Origin of the sequence: Pontibacter harenae (assembly GCF_020907245.1) — a bacterium.
GTDB classification, from domain to species: Bacteria; Bacteroidota; Bacteroidia; order Cytophagales; family Hymenobacteraceae; genus Pontibacter; species Pontibacter harenae.
The window spans coordinates 1-20,507 of sequence record NZ_JAJJWH010000012.1 but is presented as its reverse complement, the minus strand read 5'-3'; the positions used below and the strand labels follow the sequence as shown (position 1 = coordinate 20,507).

9 protein-coding genes are annotated in these 20,507 nt (G+C 44.0%); all 9 read left to right on the top strand.

Annotated features, from left to right (window positions below; genetic code table 11):
* Window positions 1–163: 163 nt before the first annotated feature.
* Window positions 164–2,341 (top strand): glycoside hydrolase family 97 protein, encoded by a 2,178-nt coding sequence (locus LN893_RS08380; protein WP_229969363.1) that lies wholly within the window; start codon window positions 164–166, stop codon window positions 2,339–2,341.
* A 194-nt stretch (window positions 2,342–2,535) separates the two neighbouring features.
* Complete coding sequence (locus LN893_RS08375) at window positions 2,536–5,256, top strand: alpha-L-rhamnosidase-related protein (protein WP_229969362.1); 2,721 nt, start codon at window positions 2,536–2,538, stop codon at window positions 5,254–5,256.
* A gap of 296 nt (window positions 5,257–5,552) precedes the next feature.
* Window positions 5,553–6,791, top strand: a complete 1,239-nt coding sequence (locus LN893_RS08370; protein ID WP_229969361.1) for an MFS transporter — start codon at window positions 5,553–5,555, stop codon at window positions 6,789–6,791.
* Between the two features lie 523 nt (window positions 6,792–7,314).
* The gene (locus tag LN893_RS08365) at window positions 7,315–10,629 is read left to right on the top strand and encodes a PAS domain S-box protein (protein WP_229969360.1); all 3,315 of its coding nucleotides are present in this window, start codon (window positions 7,315–7,317) and stop codon (window positions 10,627–10,629) included.
* Window positions 10,626–11,072 carry a response regulator gene (locus LN893_RS08360; RefSeq protein WP_229969359.1) on the top strand — a complete coding sequence of 149 codons (447 nt, stop codon included), beginning with the start codon at window positions 10,626–10,628 and terminating at the stop codon, window positions 11,070–11,072. The genes LN893_RS08365 and LN893_RS08360 overlap by 4 nt, the downstream gene beginning before the upstream one ends.
* A 532-nt stretch (window positions 11,073–11,604) precedes the next feature.
* Window positions 11,605–15,693 (top strand): Ig-like domain-containing protein, encoded by a 4,089-nt coding sequence (locus LN893_RS08355; RefSeq protein ID WP_229969358.1) that lies wholly within the window; start codon window positions 11,605–11,607, stop codon window positions 15,691–15,693.
* Between the two features lie 92 nt (window positions 15,694–15,785).
* Entirely contained in the window at window positions 15,786–18,872 is a 3,087-nt protein-coding gene (locus LN893_RS08350) for a DUF8696 domain-containing protein (protein WP_229969357.1), read from the top strand.
* On the top strand, window positions 18,817–19,485 hold the full coding sequence (locus tag LN893_RS08345) for a cohesin domain-containing protein (RefSeq protein ID WP_229969356.1): 669 nt from the start codon (window positions 18,817–18,819) through the stop codon (window positions 19,483–19,485). The genes LN893_RS08350 and LN893_RS08345 overlap by 56 nt, the downstream gene beginning before the upstream one ends.
* Window positions 19,486–19,582: 97 nt before the next feature.
* Window positions 19,583–20,507, top strand: a 925-nt coding sequence (locus LN893_RS08340) for a hypothetical protein (RefSeq protein WP_229969355.1), incomplete at its 3' end; no start/stop codon positions are given.

Here is a 20,507-nt window from a genome sequence, read left to right as displayed (position 1 = left end):
TATTGTGGAGCAGCATTAGTACAAGCCAATGTTTTTTAGTTTGTAAAGCTGATACGCGATTTGTTAAATAAATTATTGAATATCAATTTAATATATAATGGGTCTTGCGGTTTGTGCCGTGATACTTTGTCTTTAACTTAATTTAATACACTACATAATGATTATGCGATTTAAAAATAGCTTAAGTCTACACAATCAGACAAAACTTCTGTTGGCGCTTTTTTTCACTTGTGCATCTGTGCTTGTAGCAAGTGCACAAACGATCACCTCGCCTGACAAGAATCTAACGCTAAAGTTTGAGCTCACGGCAAACGGTGTGCCTTCTTATCAGCTCAGCTTCAAAAATAAACCAGTAATTAAGCCGAGTAAGCTGGGGCTGGAGCTAAATGGTTTGCCCTCCCTCATGGAAGGCTTCACTGTAACGAATACAGAACAGCAATCTGTTGATAACACTTGGGAGCCTATTATGGGCGAGCAGAAAACAATTCGCAATAACTATAACGAATTGCTTGTAACGCTTACTCAGAAAGAACAACAAGACCGTCAAATCCAAATTCGTTTTCGTGTATTTAACGACGGGGTAGGCTTTCGCTATGAGTTCCCTAAGCAGGAAAACCTGAAGTACTTCATCATTAAAGAGGAGCATACAGAGTTTAACCTGGCTGGAGACCATAAAATATGGTGGATTCCAGGAGATTATGACACAAATGAATATGCCTACACGACATCTAAGATCTCCGAGATTTCTCAACTGATCGAAAAGGCAACGCACGATGTACATGCGCAGCACCCTATCAAGTCGGCGCTGGCAATACAAACACCGTCTATGATGAAGTCTAATGACGGCCTGTACATCAATATTCATGAAGCTGCCTTGATTAATTACCCAGCGATGCAGCTGAATGTGGATGAGAAGACATTTAGAATGAGCTCGCACCTTACACCTGATGCTGTTGGTAATAAAGGTTACCTGCAAACGGATGCTCAGACTCCTTGGCGTACTGTTGTGGTAAGCGATAAGGCTACTGATATTCTTGCTTCTAACCTGATTCTGAACCTGAACGAGCCTACTAAATACAAAGATGTTTCTTGGATCAAGCCTGTTAAATACATTGGTGTATGGTGGGAGTACTTTGTAGCTGGTAAGAGCACCTGGGCTTATGGTACTGAAACAAACGTAAAACTGGACGATGACCATACGCAGCTAACGCCTAGCGGTCGTCATGGTGCCACTACTGAGAACGTTAAAAAATACGTAGACTTTGCTGCAGAGCATGGTTTCGATGCTGTACTGGTAGAAGGCTGGAATGTGGGCTGGGAAGACTGGTTTGGTAACTGGAAAGAAGAAGTTTTTGACTTCGTAACTCCATACCCAGATTTTAATGTGAAGGAACTTAAGAAGTATGCTGCCGACAAAGGTGTGAGAATTATGATGCACCACGAAACATCAGGTTCGGCTACTAACTACGAACGCCGTCTGCATGGGGCTTTCCAATTTATGGCTGATAATGGGTACAACTCTGTTAAAACAGGCTATGTAGGCAAAATCATCCCTCGCGGTGAGCACCACGATGGCCAGTGGATGGTGAACCACTACATCCATGTAGCTAACACGGCAGCAAAGTATAAAATTATGGTAAACAGCCATGAAGCGGTACGTCCTACAGGTGTGCACCGTACTTTCCCGAACTGGATTGCACAAGAGTCTGCACGTGGTACAGAGTTCGAATCTATGAGCGGCCTGGCACCAGACCATACTACTATACTTCCGTTTACCCGTTTAATGGGCGGCCCGATGGACTATACGCCTGGTATTTTCCAGACAGACCTATCTTACTACGGTACTGGCAGCGACCAGCGTGTAAACACAACTTTGGTAAAGCAACTGGCTTATTACGTAACGATGTACAGCCCACTGCAAATGGCGGCAGACCTGCCAGAGAACTATGAGCGTTTCCCTGATGCGTTCCAGTTTATTAAAGATGTGGCCGTGGATTGGGATAATACTTATGTGTTGGAAGCAGAGCCAGGCGACTATGTAACTATAGCCCGCAAAGCCAAAGGCAAGAACGAGTGGTATGTTGGTGGCATTACGGATGAGAAAGTGCGCACAGCCAATGTCTCTTTCGACTTCCTTCCAAAAGGCAAGAGCTACATCGCCACTATATATGCAGACGGTAAGGATGCCAGCTACAATGAGAACCCGCAGAGCTACAACATCCGCAAGGTAATTGTAACCTCAAAAAGCAAGCTGAAGCAGCAAATGGCTTCCAGCGGCGGTGTTGCCATCAGCATAAAAGAAGGCAGCAAAGCCGAGATGAAAGGCTTGAAGAAACTATAGGTTGGGAAACGCCACTACACATTTAAACTATAGTTGCATGTAGTGTAGCGGAAGATATTCTAAACCTGTTTTAAGTTATCTTTTAATATTGAAACAATGAAGGGATTGAGCTGTGGGATGATCGTCTGGCAGTTTAATCCCTTTTCATTTCCTGCCTTATTGCAGAAGGTGGGATATAGCTAACAAGTATGATTATGAAGAATAGATCGTTACAGGCAGGTTTCTTCCTTTCGGCGCTGGTGTTGGGGAGCTGCCAAACTCAAAAAACCACAGCGCCTGAGGCTGCCATCTGGCAGTCGGAGCAATACAGCATTTATCCAGACAGGGTGGTGCAGGAGCAGTTTGAGGCTAAGGCGCTTTCTTCTACAGAAATGGTGTCGAACTACAGGAGCATGGCAAATGAGTTCCAGAGTCCCAGGCTTAACTTTAAGTTCAGCATCAACGGCAAAGACAACGAAATGCCTTCGGGCAAGGACCATGTGTTCAGTTGCCTTGCCACCGACAGTGGTTGCGAAACACCCCTCATTAAATTCGGGGAGCAGTATGTAGATGACACTGTTGTACTTGCTGACACGTATTTGGCCCCAAATTCGGAGCTAAAGGTGCGCCTGGATATGCGGCATGTACTGGAGGCATTTGAGAAGCAGGGCTTTTACACGACTTTTAACGGAGACAAAATCTATATGCAAGACTTTAAAAGTGTGTTTATAGCTGGTGGCACCTCGCCCATGACCTGGGACTTTGACAACCTGGCAAATTATTCGGAACTAGAATTGAAAGACCCTGATGGTGATGGAATTTACGAGGCTCTACTTGTGCTGAATGCTCCTGAAAAGGCGAAGTCCACTGCTACTAGTTGGAAACTGACGAAGGATATTTCCGCTTTCCCAACCTTTACGTCTGATTACCCGCTGATGGATGCGCTCTATAACATGGCGCTGGAAGAAATGGAGGCAGACGTTGAAGTCGATAGTACCTTCAGAACTGGAAAAGAGTGGGCAGGCGTTTGGACGAGAGACATCAGCTACAGCATTATACTGGGTATGGCTACGCTGCAGCCGAAGGTGTCGCAGTACAGCCTTATGCGTAAGGTGCAGAACGGCAGAATCGTTCAGGATACAGGCACAGGCGGTGCTTACCCCGTATCTACAGACCGCATTGTGTGGGCCGTGGCGGCCTGGGAAATCTATAAAGTAACAGGCGACCAGGCGTGGCTGAAGCAGGCATACGAAATTATCCGTAGTACCGTGGAAGATGACCTGAAGAATGCCCATGATCCCGTAACTGGTATGGTGAAAGGAGAGTCCTCGTTCCTGGACTGGCGTGAGCAGACGTACCCAGACTGGATGCAGCCCGTGGACATTTATGAATCTGAGTGCTTAGGTACTTCGGCTGTTCATTATCAGGCCAACGTTATTCTGGCTGAAATGGCTCAGATTTTAAATGATACAGAAGCTTCTGCCAGGTATAATAAAATTGCCAACAGGATCAGGGAAGGTATAAACGAGTATCTGTGGCAGCCTGAGAAAGGCTACTATGGTCAGTACCTGTACGGGCGAAACTATAAAATACTTTCCCCTAAGTCTGAAGCGCTGGGAGAGGCCTTGAGTGTGCTTTACGGCGTGGCAGACGAGGAACGAGGAAAAGCAGTTGTGGCAAATGCACCCGTTTCTGATTTTGGTGTGCCGAGTATATTCCCGCACATCCCGAACATCCCGCCTTACCACAACAATGGCGTTTGGCCTTTTGTGCAGGCATTCTGGTCTATGGCGGCAGCCAAAGCAGGTAACGAGCAGGCTTTGGCAGAAAGTATGGCAGCCCTTTACCGCCCAGCAGCTCTTTTCCTGACGAACAAAGAGAATTTTGTGGCCAGCAATGGCGATTTTGCAGGTACCGAAATCAACTCCGATAGGCAACTGTGGAGTGTGGCAGGTAACCTTGCTATGGTATACAAGGTGCTGTTCGGGATGGAGTTTCAGCCAGATAAGCTGGTTTTTAAACCTTTTGTGCCCGAAGTTTATGCAGGTGTGCGTCGGCTATCCAATTTTAAGTATAGAAAGGCAGTGCTGGCTATTGATATGGAAGGATTCGGCAACAAGATCGAATCTATCGACATGGATGGGAAGCCTTTGCCTAATGCTGAAATACCTGCTGATTTAGAGGGAAGGCATGAAATTAAAATTTTGCTTTCGAACCAGAAGCCTCAGCAGCAAAATATCAACAAGGTAGGCTTTACTGTTTCACCTATTATTCCTTTGGTTAATTTATCAGGCAACACGTTTAGTTGGGAAAAGGTAGAGAATGCGGTAAAGTATAAAGTGCTGGAAAATGGAAAGCTGGTCGCTACGACAGAGGGTACTTCTGTCAAAACAAAAGCCGATGGCTATGCGGCTTATCAGGTTATTGCAGTGGATGAAAACGGAGTAGAATCTTTTGCCAGCGAACCTCTTATAGAAAACACAAACTATGTGCAGGTGTATGAAGTGGAAAAGGTTGTCCCTAAAGCTGCATTGCCCTATAAAGGCTTTTCTGGAGACGGTTTTGTAGAGATCACGAAACAGAAAAACCAGACGGTTCAGTTGGTGGTAGAGGTGACTGCCGCAGGTTTATACGCGATCGACTTCCGGTACGCTAACGGCAACGGCCCAATCAACACGCAAAATAAGTGCGCCATCAGAACGCTGCAGGTAAACAACAGCTTTGTGGGCACTGTGGTACTGCCGCAGCGAGGTACAGACGAGTGGTCTGACTGGGGTTATACCAATGCTGTGCAGGTACAGTTGCAGAAAGGGAAGCAGCAGGTGCAGCTTACTTTTGAACCTGACAATGAAAATATGAACGTGGAGGTAAACCAGGCGATGCTGGACCACTTACGTATTACTCAGTTAGCACAGCAATATTCCTTAATGAACTAGAGAATAGCACAAACTTCTAAAAAGGCAGCTTTCTATATGGGGAAGCTGCCTTTTTGTATATAAGGTGAATATACACCTTTTTAGCTTTGTTCAGTGCCAACTTACCAGGTAAGCAAGTTTACCTTTGCGTCTAAGCGTTGAAAATAGAATAGGATTAGATTTATAAATTGCAGTAGTTTACCAAAATTAGCTGGTACTTTGTGAAAGTGGTTTAGGAGTGGCATTCTGCATGAAAATTTTCGAACGGATGTGTAAGTTTACCTAGATCAAAGATTAACTGTCGAATTTATCTATTTATGACTATACTTCCAGCCGCTCGGGCGGGCATGAAAGAAAACGCTGGACAGTTCTGGCTGCTGATGCTGATTACCGCCTTTATTGGTGCGATAGTAGGACTTGAGCGCTCTGTTATACCAAAGTATGCTGAAACCGTTTTCGGCTTGAATGGTCACACAGCTATTCTTTCATTTATTGTAGCATTTGGTTTGGCTAAGTCAATCGCTAATGTGTTGATGGGCCAGCTTTCGGTGCGTTTCACTCGCAAGCAACTGTTGCTGCTAGGCTGGCTTTTTGCGATACCAGTTCCCTGGCTCCTGTTTTATGCTAATAGTTGGTGGTGGGTAATAGTAGCTAACCTACTGCTTGGCCTTAACCAAGGCTTAGCCTGGACTACCAGCATCGTGATGACAATAGACCTTGTGGGGAAAAATAACAGGGGGCTCGCAATGGGTATAAATGAGTTCTCTGGCTATTTGGCTGTGGGGCTAGCCTCCTTTTTGGCGGGCTATATAGCTTCAGCCACAGGTGAGGTTATTTACGCTTTTTTGCCTGGTGTCATTTTCTCTTTGGCAGGTGTAGTTCTTACTCTTTTCTTAGTGCGTGATACCACTGCGCATGTACAGGCAGAAGCTGCGGATAGTACTGTTTCTTTACTGCCTAGCGTATGGAAGGACACGACTTGGAGGCATGTAAATCTGGGGCCGGTAACCCTAAATGGCTTTGTGACGAAGATAAATGATGGGGTGCTGTGGGGATTGCTACCATTGGTGTTGGGAGCTAAAGGCTATTCGCTGGTAGAGATAGGATTTCTGGCTGGTGTTTACCCTGCTGTTTGGGGCATCGGGCAACTTTTCACAGGCAAAATAGGAGACATGTACTCCAGAAAGCAACTGCTTTGTTTAGGTATGTTGCTGCAGGGGATAGCTATTGCAACATTATTCTTTACAAGTTCTTACACCATTATGCTGGCGGCTCTTGCTACAGTAGGTGCTGGAACAGCCATGGTTTACCCAACATTCTTAAGTTTGGTGGCAGATAACACTCATCCTAGCCAAAGGTCACAGAGTCTAGGTATTTTTCGGTTCTGGCGCGATTTCGGTTATGTGGCTGGTGCCGTGGCGGCAGGAGTCTTCGGCGATTTGTTTGGGGCAGAAGTAGTGCTGTTAGGTGCTGGTATACTGACTATTACCGCTGGTGTTTTTTCTGAGATGCGTATGCGGAGGCAACCCGTAGCTGCTGTTGCCAATAAAGTTTAATTGTCACACCCCGAAAAAAAGCCAGCAGATAAAGTCTTTTTCTCTCCAAGAAAGGAGCTTTATCTGCTGGCTTTAATTTCAAAATTCCTTCATGCAGCATTACGTATCTGATGCTATACAATTCTGCTAACATCAGGTAAATAGCAAATGCACACCTTGAGGATATTTTCTTAAGGTGTGTATTTGCTAATTATGTTTAAGTATTTGTACTTGCTTAGATGCTTTAAATACTTTATGCCTCTATGAAAGCTTTGATTTTATTTATATACTGTTCCGTGGCGTAAGTTGTAGTGTGCTAGGTAGTGTAATAGGAATATAATAACGGGATATGGTTTATTATCTTTGTATAATTGAACTATGCATATAGTTGTATTTTGTTTTTCTGATGATTTTATCCTTGCTGTATAAAAATGAGAATTATATTATTTAAAGGATAGGCATTATGGTAAAATGTAATTAGTTTTAACGGGAAATACTGAAGCTTTACCTGATGTCGTTATAACTAATTTTCTTTTTTAGTCCATTGAAACCTCTTGCGCGCCCTGCTTTACCAGAACAAAATGGTAAGAATAAGTTTGTTTCTGTACACGAACAGGTAAAAGAAACAATTTTTGCCTCGTTCAATCATCCTTATGTGGTTATTAACAGTAGCTGCACGATAGTAGAGATAACAGGAGACGTTAGGCCTTATCTGTCTCTACCCAATGGTGACCTGAATGGGAACATCGTAAAGATGGTCAACCGTAAACTGCAACTAGAGCTTCAATCGGTTATAGATAAAGCCATTCAAGGCAAACAGGTGCACCAGAGCCGAATCCTAAAATTTGAGTTTGACAATCAGTGGTATTACGTGAAGGTGTCTGCACGGCCTTTGGTTTTAGCTGCAGCTCAGGAAGAGTTATACTTATTGATTTTTGAGAAACAGGATGTTGAAGGCAACGGTTTAGTTGGTAATAATACGGAGCATACCGAGAACCACCGTATTCAACAGCTAGAGCAAGAAGTGGCTTTAACTAAAAGCCAAATGCAGGAGGCTGTAGCCCAGTTAGAAAGGGCCAATGAAAAATTAAAGGCGCTTAACGAAGAGCTAAGGTTAAACCAACATCTTACTTACAAGCTAGACGCAGACCAGGAGCGGCAGCGGAACAAAGAAGAGATTTCTAAAATATTAGACAGTATTGCCGATGGCTTTTATGCGTTGGACCAGAACTGGAACATTACTTACTGGAACTCAGAAGTGTCACGGCTGCATCTGCTTGGAAAAGAAGATGTTGTAGGCCGCAATTTTTGGGAGGTGTTTCCAGAGGCTTTAAGCTTTAAACATTATACTGAATTTCATAGGGCTATAAAAGAGCGGATTGCTGTTCGATTCCAGGAATTTTTCCCTCCTTCACAACAATGGTTTGAAGTAAACGCCTATCCATCTGACAAAAGCTTATCTGTTTACTTTAGAGATGTTACAGAGCAAAGGCGGGTAACGGAATTAGATAAGTTAGGCAGAAAAGTACTGGCTGTTAATGCCCTGCCCAATGCACCGTTAAAGCTTGTAATTACAAAGTTCTTGGCTGGTTTGGAAAAGATTCACCCAGGCATGTTGGGTTCTTTTATGCAGTTAGAAGAAAGGAAGCTTTACCCAATAGCAACGCCTAGTTTATGTGCCGCATACACAGATGCTATAACTGGACTTGCCATTGGTGATAATGCAGGCTCCTGCGGCACAGCTGCTTTCTTAAAAGAAAAGGTTATAGTAACTGATATTGATACTGATCAGAGATGGGAAGGCTTTCGCCATTTAGCACAAGAACATAACCTGAAAGCCTGTTGGTCATTTCCTATCTTAAACTCTCATAATACCGTTCTTGGCACATTTGTAGTTTACTATAAAGAACCCAAAGCACCTAGCCCAGCCGAAGAGCGCTCATTGGCAAGCGCAGGCAACCTGTTGCAGGTAATACTGGAAAACAAAATTGCTGAAGATAATCTTCGAATCAGTAATGAACGCTATGTATACGCTACACTTGCCACTCATGAAGCTATTTGGGATTGGGACCTGATCACGAACAAGATATACTGGGGGCCAGGCTTCGACAGGCTTTTTGGCTACGATCCGCATCAGGATAAAACCGACTTTTCTTTTTGGCAAGAGCGTGTGCACCCAGATGATGTGATGCAAGTTGTAGAATCATTGGAGAACACCTTTAAGGACGAAGGCAAAGTTGCGTGGCAAGAAGAATACCGGTACCGAAGGACTGATGGCTCTTACACTACTGTACAAGAGCAGGGTTACGTAATCCGGGATGAAGGAAAGCGTGCTGTCAGAATGGTTGGGGTCCTGAAGGATATTTCGCAGAAGAAATTGGTTGAGGAAGAGTTACGTAGGCTTTCGCTCATTGCCAGAGAAACCATTAACGGTGTCATTTTAATGGATGCAACTGGTGCCGTTTTGTGGATAAATGATGCCTTTACAAGAATTTTTGGCTATGAACTAAGTGATGTGATTGGGAAAAGACCAGGTATTTTTCTTAATGGGGAAGAAACAGATGATATCACAAAAGATTATATAAGAGAACAGTTTAGCGCTAACAGTTCGTTTGATTGCGAAATTGCTCAATACTCTAAATCAGGTAAAAGGTACTGGATACGGATGCAGGTGCAGCCAATCTTTAACAATAATGGTGAATTGGAGCAGTATTTTGCCTTGCAGACAGATATTACGAGGCAAAAGGAGGAAGAGCAACAATTACGTTTGTTGGAGTCTGGCATCATGAATGCCAACGATTCTATTATTATTGCTGAGCCAGTAGAGTTGAAAGATGGCAGAAGATTAAAAATAGTCTATGCGAATGCTGCCTTTACAAAGATGACTGGGTACAGCGCCGATGAAGTTTTAGGCCATTCTCCTCGTATGTTAGTAGGGCCAGAATCTGATGAAGCGGAAGTGGTAAAATTGGCAAAAGCGCTTGAAGACTTCAAGCCTTGTGAGTTGGAGCTGATTCTGTATAAAAAGTCTGGAGAGCCGTTTTGGTCTAATTTTTCAGCCTTGCCTATTCCTGATAAAAGTGGTGTGTTCACGCATTGGATAGTTGTACAGCGCGATACGAGTGAGCGCAAAAAATACGAGGTAGAACGCGAGCTGATGATACAGGATTTGATTCAAAGTAACGCAGACCTAAAACAGTTTTCCTATATAACATCGCATAACCTGCGCTCCCCTTTATCGAACTTGCTTGGAATTGTGAAGCTGCTGGATTTAAGTACCATTCATGGGGAGCGAAATTTACTTTTAATTGAAAAGTTTAAAGAATCTACTGTACAATTAAATAGAATTGTAAACGACCTGTTGGAAATCTTAATTATTAAGAATAATATCAATGTAAAGACTGAAAAGCTTGGCTTGCGAACTGCTTTTAGTGAGGTTATAACCTCTGTAGAGAGTTTGCTGCAGGAAGTTAATGGAAGTTGTACATTTGACTTTTCCCAAGGCGATGAAGTTTTCTTCAATCCAGGTTATTTGCACAGTATCTTGTTGAACCTACTGACAAACAGCATAAAGTACAGGTCAGGGGAAAGAAAATTGCAGATTTCTGTTAGTACAGAAAAAAAAGATGGTGCAATGCAACTAAACTTTACTGATAATGGGTTAGGCATAGACTTGAACAGGTACGGAGATCGGATTTTTGGCTTGTATCAGCGCTTCCATAATCACCCTGATAGTAAAGGCCTTGGCTTATACATTACGCACACGCAAATGATAGCCATGGGAGGTAATATTTTAGTTGAAAGTGAAGTGAATAAAGGAACCACGTTTACCTTACAGTTTAGCGATAGAAGGGGATGATTGATAAAGTTTTGCTTATTGACGACGACGAAGTAACACTCATGCTTTGCGAGTTTATACTCGAGGTAAATGAGTTTGCCAGGGATATTGTCAAGTTAAATAATGGGTGTGAAGGAATTAGCTTTTATAAAAGCTTAATAGACCGAAAAGCACAGGGCTCAACGGAAAAGGCCCCAGCTTTGATATTCCTGGACTTGAATATGCCTATTATGAGTGGCTGGGACTTTTTAGAAGATTTCACAGCCAATTGTCCAGAACTTTTGGCACAAACCAGAGTTATTATACTTTCTTCAACCATTGACCCCGATGATTATAAGCGGGCCTCAAAGTACGACATTGTTATCGACTTCATCAGCAAGCCTTTAGATGATGATGCCGTTAATAAACTCAAAGCCAATAAAAGCCTTAAAACATTCTTGGCTTCTGATTTAGCCTCTGAGTAGGGGAGACTTCATTTATCAACACTCAGTACAAAAGCAAAAGCACTCCTTATGTTATAAGGAGTGCTTTTGCTTTTGTACTGTACTTGTAAATTGTCATTCTGAAATATAGATGTCATTTGCCCAAGTGCAATCAATTTAAAGCATAACTATCAAGGTGTGATTGTTTGTAGGAGTACAAAGTGGAAGATAACAAAATGAATTTTCATGGTTTCTCTTTGCCATAAATTCAAATCATTTGTAATGCAACACAATACACTCTTCTTCAGGCTTTAAGAGCTAGTCGAGTTAAAATAGCCACTTATCCAATTGCGGTTGCTTTGGGTTGCAGGACAGGTAGAAATAATTAAAAAATTTAATGTGAAGAATTTGAAAACTCATATTTTTTGGTGCAATTTTATATCGCATAATATAGATATATAAATGATGCGGTATAACACAGCTTAGGAAGATAGAATCACTATACCTTCTAAGTGAAAAAAGCATAAGTATACTACTATAGCTGCATCTTTCTTTACAAGAAAACAAACATAATATGATAAAACGTTTACTCCCCTATTTCTTAATTGCTGTTGCAACATTAGCTGTTGCTGTACAGACATATGGCGGCTACGATGCAACTGCTATTGGTAAAAGCGCCCAAGATTTCTTCAACAGAATAGTAATGGCAGAGGCCATTACTATTTCCGCAGACTCTGTGTCTGGTATGCCTGCTACAGAAGTCGTAGTGCCTGTTCGGGTAAAGGCTTTCAAAAACATCATCACAGGACAGGGTACTATTTCTTTTGACCCAGCTGTAGCAAGCTATGTGGGAGTGGAACAATATGGTTTACCAGGGATGGGAAGCGCTAACTTTGGTACAACACAGGCGACCAGTGGTAAGATATTTTTCTCCTGGGATGATGCAACCCTTGCTGGAAAAACACTTGCAGATAACACTATCATCTTTGCCATTCGCTTTAAAGTAGTAGGCAAGTATGGTGAAAGCAGTCCTGTAGACTTTGTGAATACTCCTGTTCCTTTAGAATTTGTGGATAAAGACTTTGCTGCGGCACAACTGACGCTGAAGGCTGGCAAGGTGCAGGTGCCAGCGTATTCTATAACGACAAGTGCGTTGAGCAGCAACAATCTTTGTTTGAGCAGTGCTGTAAGTATTGCCTTTACAAAACAAGGCACCTTTAACTCCAGCAACACTTTTACCGCACAGCTCTCAGATGCTGCTGGTTCTTTTGCCCGCCCAACAACCATCGGTACAGGTAACCAAAGCCCTATAGCGGCAACGATACTAGCTACGGTAACGGAGGGTACAGGGTACAGAATCAGAGTGATTTCGTCTTCGCCTGCTATAACAGGAACAGATAATGGCAGTAACATTACGATTAGCGCCCTTCCAGCAGCCCCAACCGTAACGGCAGGTGAAAGATGTGGAACAGGATCAGTGGTTTTAACAGCCAGTGGAGCACCAGCAGATGGCGGGTACCGTTGGTATACGACGTCTACAAGCGGAACAGCTATCAGCGGCGCTACAGCAGCTATATACAATACACCAAGCCTTAGCGTCACCACTACTTACTATGTGGCAACAAGCAACAGCGCTGGTTGTGAAAGCGAGCGAGTGGCGGTTATTGCCACTATCGTTCCTGCTATTGCTGCTAACTCTATTTCTGCCGACCAAAACATATGCAGCGGTGGCACTCCTGCACAATTAGCAGGAAGCCTGCCTACAGGTGGCAACGGAAGCTACACCTACCAATGGGAGCAAAGTGCGAATGGTACTACCTTTACCAGTATAAATGGTGCAACAGGTCAGAATTACACACCTTCGTCCCTTACAGCTGATACATGGTTCAGGAGAAAAATAACAGCTGGTAATACTTGCTCAGAAAGTGTGAGCAATGCAGTGAAGGTAACAGTTTCTCCTTTACCTACAAATCCTGTAGTAAGCAGTGCTGCTGTTTGCTCAGGCGAAGCTGCAACACTAGCTGTAAATTCCCCTGATGATAAGCTAACTTACAGCTGGTATGCTGCAGCTACAGGTGGAACAGCCGTAGCAACAGGTGCAAGTTATACTATGCCTAATTTAACTGCCAACACAACTTATTATGTAGATGCAACTACTGCGGCTGGTTGTGTAAGCGCCAGAACTGCCGTTACGGTTACAGTGAATGCTGTGCCTATAGCACCATCTGTTACAGCAGCAGAGCGTTGTGGTGCAGGTAGTGTTACACTGTCTGCTTCAGGAGCGACTACGAATGAAAGTTACCGTTGGTACACAGCCGCAACAGGAGGAACTGCTATTAGTGGAGCAACTAATGCTACATATGCTACCCCAAGTCTAACGGTTACTACTACTTATTATGTGTCGGTTGTGAGCAGCTCAGGTTGCGAAAGCATTAGAACAGCCGTGACAGCTACCGTTAATGTAATACCAACAGCGCCAACAGTAACAGCAGGTGAACGTTGCGGAGCAGGTACAGTAGCATTAGCGGCAAGCGGTGCAACCGCAGGCGGAAGTTATCGCTGGTACACTACCGCTACTGGAGGCACTGCCATAGACGGAGCCGCCGCAGCTTCTTATACTACTCCTAACTTGAGCGCTACCACTACCTATTATGTGTCTGTGGTTAACAGCGCAAATTGCGAAAGTGCCAGAACAGCAGTTACGGCAACAGTAAAGGCTACACCAGCTACACCTGTGGCTACTGCCTCGCCAGTGCAGGTAGGCGGTACACTCAGCCTGAGTGCCAGTACTATAGCAGGTGCTACTTATGCCTGGACTGGTCCGAATAATTTTACCTCTACACAGCAATATCCTTCCATAGCGAAGGCAACTACAGCTAACTCTGGTACCTATAGTGTTGTAGCAACTATTAGTGTTGTAGCAACTATAAACGGCTGCAGCAGCGAAGCAGGTACCGTAAAAGTTACAGTTGTGGATGTGCCACCCGTAACTTTCGATGCGGACTCTGTTAGCGGTTTGGCTAACACTGAAATAGTGGTGCCAGTAAGGGTAAAAGGCTTTACAGATATCATGAGCATGCAGTACAGCCTGAACTGGGATGCCAGTGTGGCTACCTTTGTGGGTGTTGAAGGCTTTGGCTTAACCAGCCTTTCTTCAACTAACTTTGGTACGACGCAAGCTACTACAGGCAAGCTGATGCTTTCCTGGTCGGATGGTAACCTGGATGCCTACACGTTGGCTGATAGTACAATTCTGTTCAACCTTCGCCTGAAGTTGGTTGGTGCCATGGGGCAGAGCACACCTATCACGATAACAGGAACACCAACACCTATAGAGGTGTCTGAAAAGAATGGTTTTGTGGTGCCTGTAACCCGATTGGCTGGTGCCGCTACGGTGCGTAAACAAATCAAGATCAGCGGTAAGATAAAGTCAGAACAGGGTGCAGGTGTACGTACTGTAACAGTTACTGCAACTGGTGGTGCTACTCCAGTGCCTTTCGAGACAAAGCCAGATGGTTTGTATGAGTTTGAGGTGATGCAGAACGGTACTTATACCATCAGCCCTTTCAAGAACAATGACTCCGCCGTGTATAATGGTATCACAACGCTAGACATTGCCCTGATTAGAAGACACATTCTGAATATTACGGCTTTGGGGTCTCCTTACCAACTATTGGCTGCCGATGCGGATAATTCAAACGCGGTTACTACTACTGATATCGCTTCTATCAGAAAAGTAATCCTGACGATAGATAACTTCTTCCCTGGCAAGCGTCTTTGGAAGTTTGTGCCGCAGAGCTTCAAATTTAGCAATCCATCTAATCCTTTCCCTTTCAAAGACTCGGTGCAGGTGCATACAAACATTGTAAACGCACTAACAGGTCAAGATTTTATAGGAGTGAAGATCGGGGATGTGAACAACACCTGGGATGCCAGTACAGCCAGACAAGCTTCAGCAGGAAACCTACAAGTGCAGCTGAGTGACCAGCAGGTGATTCCTGGATCGGAAGTAGTGGTGCCTGTAAAGGTTTACTCTTTTGATAAGGTAAGCGGCTACCAGTTTACACTTACCTGGGATACGAAGGTGCTCGAGTACCAGGCTGTGGAGAATGCTGCTGCGCAAGGTGCCTTTGGAACGCGCAGAGTAAGCGAAGGTAAACTGACAACTTTATGGGATGACCCAGCAGGTAAAAGCCAGAGCCTGGCGGAAGGTAGCGTGATTTTCTATGTGAAGTTTAAGGCGGTAGGAGAGTTGAACACACAAACTGAGGTGGCCATCAATTCAGAGCTTACCCGCAGTGTTGCCTATAACCAGGCTTTAGAGCAACTAAGTGTAAAGGCAAGCAACGCGACCATTGAGCTTCGCAGCTCCGTTGCTCCTGTTATAACAGGGTATGCACTTTACCAGAACTACCCGAACCCGTTCTCTCAGAACGGTACCAGCATCAGGTTCAGCATACCACAGCAGGAGGAAGTAAGCATCAGCATCTACAACTCTGTAGGGCAACTGGTAAGAACCTATAAAGCTACTTATGCAGCTGGCGAGCATGAGCTATCCTGGGACGGCAAGAACAGCCAAGGCCACCAACTAGGCAAAGGCACTTACTTCTACCGCATGGAAGCTGGCAGGTTCAGAGAGGTCAAACGAGCTCTTATACTTTAAGCTTATTCATTAAGAGTAGCTACAGGAAAAACTGTGGCTACTCTTTTTTATAGAACATACATACAACTCCTGTTATTTCTTAAAAGCACTTTATGAAACAGATTTACCTGCTGATAAAAACAAAGTCAAAAACGCTGAAGTATTTCCTAGTGCTGGTCTTGCTCTTCAACTTATCAATGATTAAAACATTTGCGCAGGCACCTGTGGTAAAAGTTTGGGATAAGACATTTGGTGGAAGTAATGTTGATCAACTACATTCTTTGGTTCCAACTCTGGATGGCGGCTATCTACTTGGAGGAGAATCCAATTCAAATACAAATGGCGATAAGACAGATAATTCTAAAGGTAGTTATGATTTTTGGGTGGTTAAAATTAATGCTGACGGTAGCAAGGCTTGGGATAAAACTTATGGAGGGAATGGTTGGGACAGGTTATATTCCTTAGTAAATACTCCAGATGGCGGTTTTTTATTGGGGGGAGAATCATTTTCAGAGGTAACTGGTGATAAAACAGAACCATCAAGGGGAAATCATGATTTTTGGGTGGTTAAGATTAATGCTGACGGTAGCAAGGCTTGGGATAGAACCTACGGTGGAGACAGCTTTGATTATCTATATTCTATGATAGCTACGCCTGATGGGGGGTACTTGTTAGGAGGATCTTCTTTATCTGGATCAGGTGGTGACAAGACTGAAGCATTGAAGGGTAATCAAGACTTTTGGGTGGTTAAAATCAACGGTGATGGAAGCAAGGAATGGGATAGGACGTACGGTGGGAGTGGGGATGATCAAATTTTTTCAATGATAAGTGTGCCTGATGGAGGTTACCTTTTGGGAGGTCCCTCTTCATCAGGAGCAAATGGAGACAAAACAGATCTACCTAGGGGAGGCAGTGACTTTTGGGTGGTCAAAATCGATGCAGATGGGGGAAAGGTATGGGACAGAGCTTACGGTGGCAACAGTTCTGATAACTTGTGGCCTATAGTAGCTGATTCGTTTGGAGGTTATCTTTTAGGGGGATCTTCTTCATCAGAAGCAAGTGGAGATAAAACAGAGTCCTCAGAGGGTAACAGGGACTTTTGGGTCGTCAGGATCAATGCTGATGGTTCTCTGTTATGGGACAAAACTGTGGGTGGAGACAGCTATGATAACCTAGCCGCATTAGTATCTACAACAGATAATGGATATTTGATAGGGGGGAGTTCACCTTCAAATGCTGGCGGGGATAAAACGGAAAGCTCTCGAGGCAGCTATGACTTTTGGGTAACGAAATTTGCTATTAAGACTCCTTCTATTGTTAGCCAACCTGTTGATGGGACCATAGTTGGAGGCCAAAGCAGTAGTTTTATAGTTGAGGCTACTACTACAACACAAGAAAACTTAGCTTATCAATGGCAGGAGAGCAAAGACGGGGGTATTAGTTTTAGTAGAATAAGTGACGGGCTAGTGTATAACGGAGCGAACACAGCAACCCTAACCGTTTCTAATGCGCCTATCTCTATGAGCGGCTATAAGTATCGTGTAATAGTTACTGATCTTGAATCCACGGTTTCTTCTGTAGTAACCTTAACAGTTAATACACCCTTTTTTGATAACACTTATGAATGGCAAGCTGTGGGCACACCTGGATTTTCTACTGGTTACGCTGGAAATATGAGTATAGCGTTAGATGTAAATGATGTTGCTTTTATTCTTTATGATGATGGAAGAAGCAAGATCTTCGCGAAGAAGTTTACTGGTGGCACCTGGGAAGATGTCGGTGAAACAGGATTCTTAGGAGAACTTGGAAATTCAAGCTTGGTGCTCGATGCCTATGGGTTCCCCTATATCGCTTACTCTGATGCAGCAAATGGATATAGAGCAACTGTTAAGAAATATGATGGTCGCAATTGGGTAACTGTTGGCTATGGTGGGTTCTCAGCTGGTGCTGCAGGTTCTATAACATTAAAGCTGGACTCAAAAGGTTTGCCTCTTGTGGCTTACCAGGATAGAGTTCATAACAGTAAAGCAACTGTCATGAAGTTTAATGGTAGTAGCTGGATAGCTGTTGGTACGGCTGGCTTTTCGGCAGGGGAAGCTGGCTCTATTTCCTTAGCACTAGATGCTGATGATGTACCTTTTGTTGCTTTCAGTGATTATGATAATGAGCAAAAGGTTACAGTGAAAAAGTATGATGGCAGTAACTGGATAAATGTAGGGGTAGCTGGGTTTTCAGATGGGAGTTCATTTTATACAAGTATAGCCTTGGATGCCAATGGTACTCCTTATGTGGCTTACCAAGATAAAGAAAAGAGTGACGAGTTGATGGTAAAGAAGTTTACATCCAATAGCTGGAAGGACGTTAGCTTAGGTGGGCTTCCAACCAATGACAGTAACTTTATCAATCTAGTTCTTGATGAAAGCGGTGTGCCTTTTGTAGCACTTCGAGATAATACACATGCTACGGTATTAAGATATGATGGTAGCAACTGGGAAAGTGTTGGGAAGAGCATGTTTTCTATTGGCTGGGTTTATTATACAAGTATAGCTTTGGATGCCAAAGGTACTCCCTATGTAGCTTATTTAGATGGAGAAAATGGAAGCAAGGCTACAGTTATGAAATTTGCTCCTGCCCCAATTATGGTTTCAATATTAGGCACCGTCAAATCCCTTTCGGGCACACCATTAGATAATGTTACTGTAAAGTTAGCTGGTAGCATGGATAAACAATCTTTTACCACATCCTCCACTGGGACTTTCTCTTTCACTCCTACCGAAACAAATACCTACAAATTAGCGCCAGTAAGTAGAGGAGAAGAAGATGTTCTGAATGGGATTTCCACCTTGGATATTGTTCAGGTACAGCGCTATATTTTAGGAGTACAGCCGCTTACTGCACCCTACAAGGTTATAGCCGCCGACGTGAATAACTCTGGTTCAGTTACCACCCTGGATATTGCGTTGATACGATCATTGATCCTGCACAACACGAACAGCTTCCCTGGCAACAGAACCTGGGCCTTCGTAAGCAGCGACTTCTCTTTTGCTGACCCTGCTAATCCTTTCCCTTACGATAGCACCCGCACCTACAGCAAGGCGGCAGAGCTGAACGGTCAGGATTTTATTGGCATTAAGCNACTTCAGAATGGAGGATCAGGAGGCCGCACCAGGAAAAGAAGTTATCCTTCCAGTGTCGGTTAAAGATTTCAATGACGTTAGCGGCTATCAGTTTACCTTAAACTGGGATCCGAAGGTGCTAGAGTTTGTCCGCGTGGAGCATGCTGGTTTAGAGGGTGCTTACGGTACACACAGTGTAGGCAAAGGAAAACTGACGACTGTATGGGCAGAGCCAAATGGCAGGAGCCTAAGTCTGGAGGATGGTACCCAGGTCTTCAATGTTAGGTTCAGGGTAATCGGAGAAAACGGAACGGTAAGCAAGATGGAAATTAACTCCTCATTGACAAGAGGTGTGGCTTACACAGGAAGCCTGGAGCAGCTGAGCGTTAAATCAGAAAGTGCACAGGTTAAAGTGAAAGCTCCTGGCTATGCCCTGTACCAAAACTACCCGAACCCGTTCTCCCAGAACGGCACAAGCATTAGGTTCAGTATACCACAGCAGGAGGAAGTGAGCATCAGTATCTATAACTCTGTAGGGCAACTGGTAAGAACCTATAAGACCACTTATGCAGCTGGGGAGCATGAGCTATCTTGGGACGGAAAGTACAGCCAAGGTCATCAGTTGGGCAAAGGCACCTACTTCTACCGCATGGAAGCTGGCAGGTTCAGAGAAGTCAAACGAGCTCTTATTCTTTAAGCACTTTCGTTGAGAGTAGCTGCAGGAAAAACTGTGGCTACTCTTCTTTTTTTTATAGAACATACATACAACTCCTGTTATTTCTTTCAAGCACTTTATGAAACAGATTTACCTGCTGCTCTCTTTTTTCCTGCTTTTAGGCAGTGGCTCCGCATTTGGGCAAACCTATATCCTGAACGAAGACTTTTCTTCTGCCTCAGAAACCACACCACCTACTGGCTGGGCTAACACTACCATCAACGGAGTGGCTACAGATAAGTGGCGTTTTGATAACTTGGGCAACCGAAACCTGCCCTATCCATTCACTGGAAAATTTGCCATTTTCGATAGCGACAACTACTCACAAGAAGATGGGGCTGAAAACGTGGTGTTAGAGTCGAAATTTTTTGATGCCTCTATCAGTAACAATACATTATTAACCTTTGACCACTTTTTCTCTGGAGGTAAAAAGGGCAAAGGTACGTTAGAAGTTTACAACGGTAGCAGTTGGAGTACCATCGCTACTTTTACGGATAGTACAGCACTTCCGGAAAACAAGCTTTACAACCTGTCCTCTAAAGTAGGTGGGGTAACTAACGCGAAGATACGTTTCCGCTGGCAGGGTGATGCTTCTTATTTCTGGGCAATAGATAATATCCGTATTTACTCGCCACTCTCACGCGATGGGGGTATGGTAAAACTGAATTCACCAGAAATGCCTTTCAACGCTGGTAGCCAAGCCATAAAAGTAACCTTAGCCAACTTCGGTATTGATGCTCTAAAGAAAACGACATTAAAATGGACTGTTAATGGCGTAGCACAGCCCTCTAAAAACTGGACAGGTTCTTTGGCTATTGGAGCGACAGAAGAGAACATTGCGCTTGGCAACTTTACTTTCCAGCAGGGTAAGCAGTACCAGTTTAAAATTTGGCAGGAGAACCCGAATGGGCAACCAGACCTGAATGCACTGAATGATACTTTGTATGCGACCTTGTATAGCAGCCTTTCTGGTGTTTACACTATTGGTGGTGTTTCTCCTGACT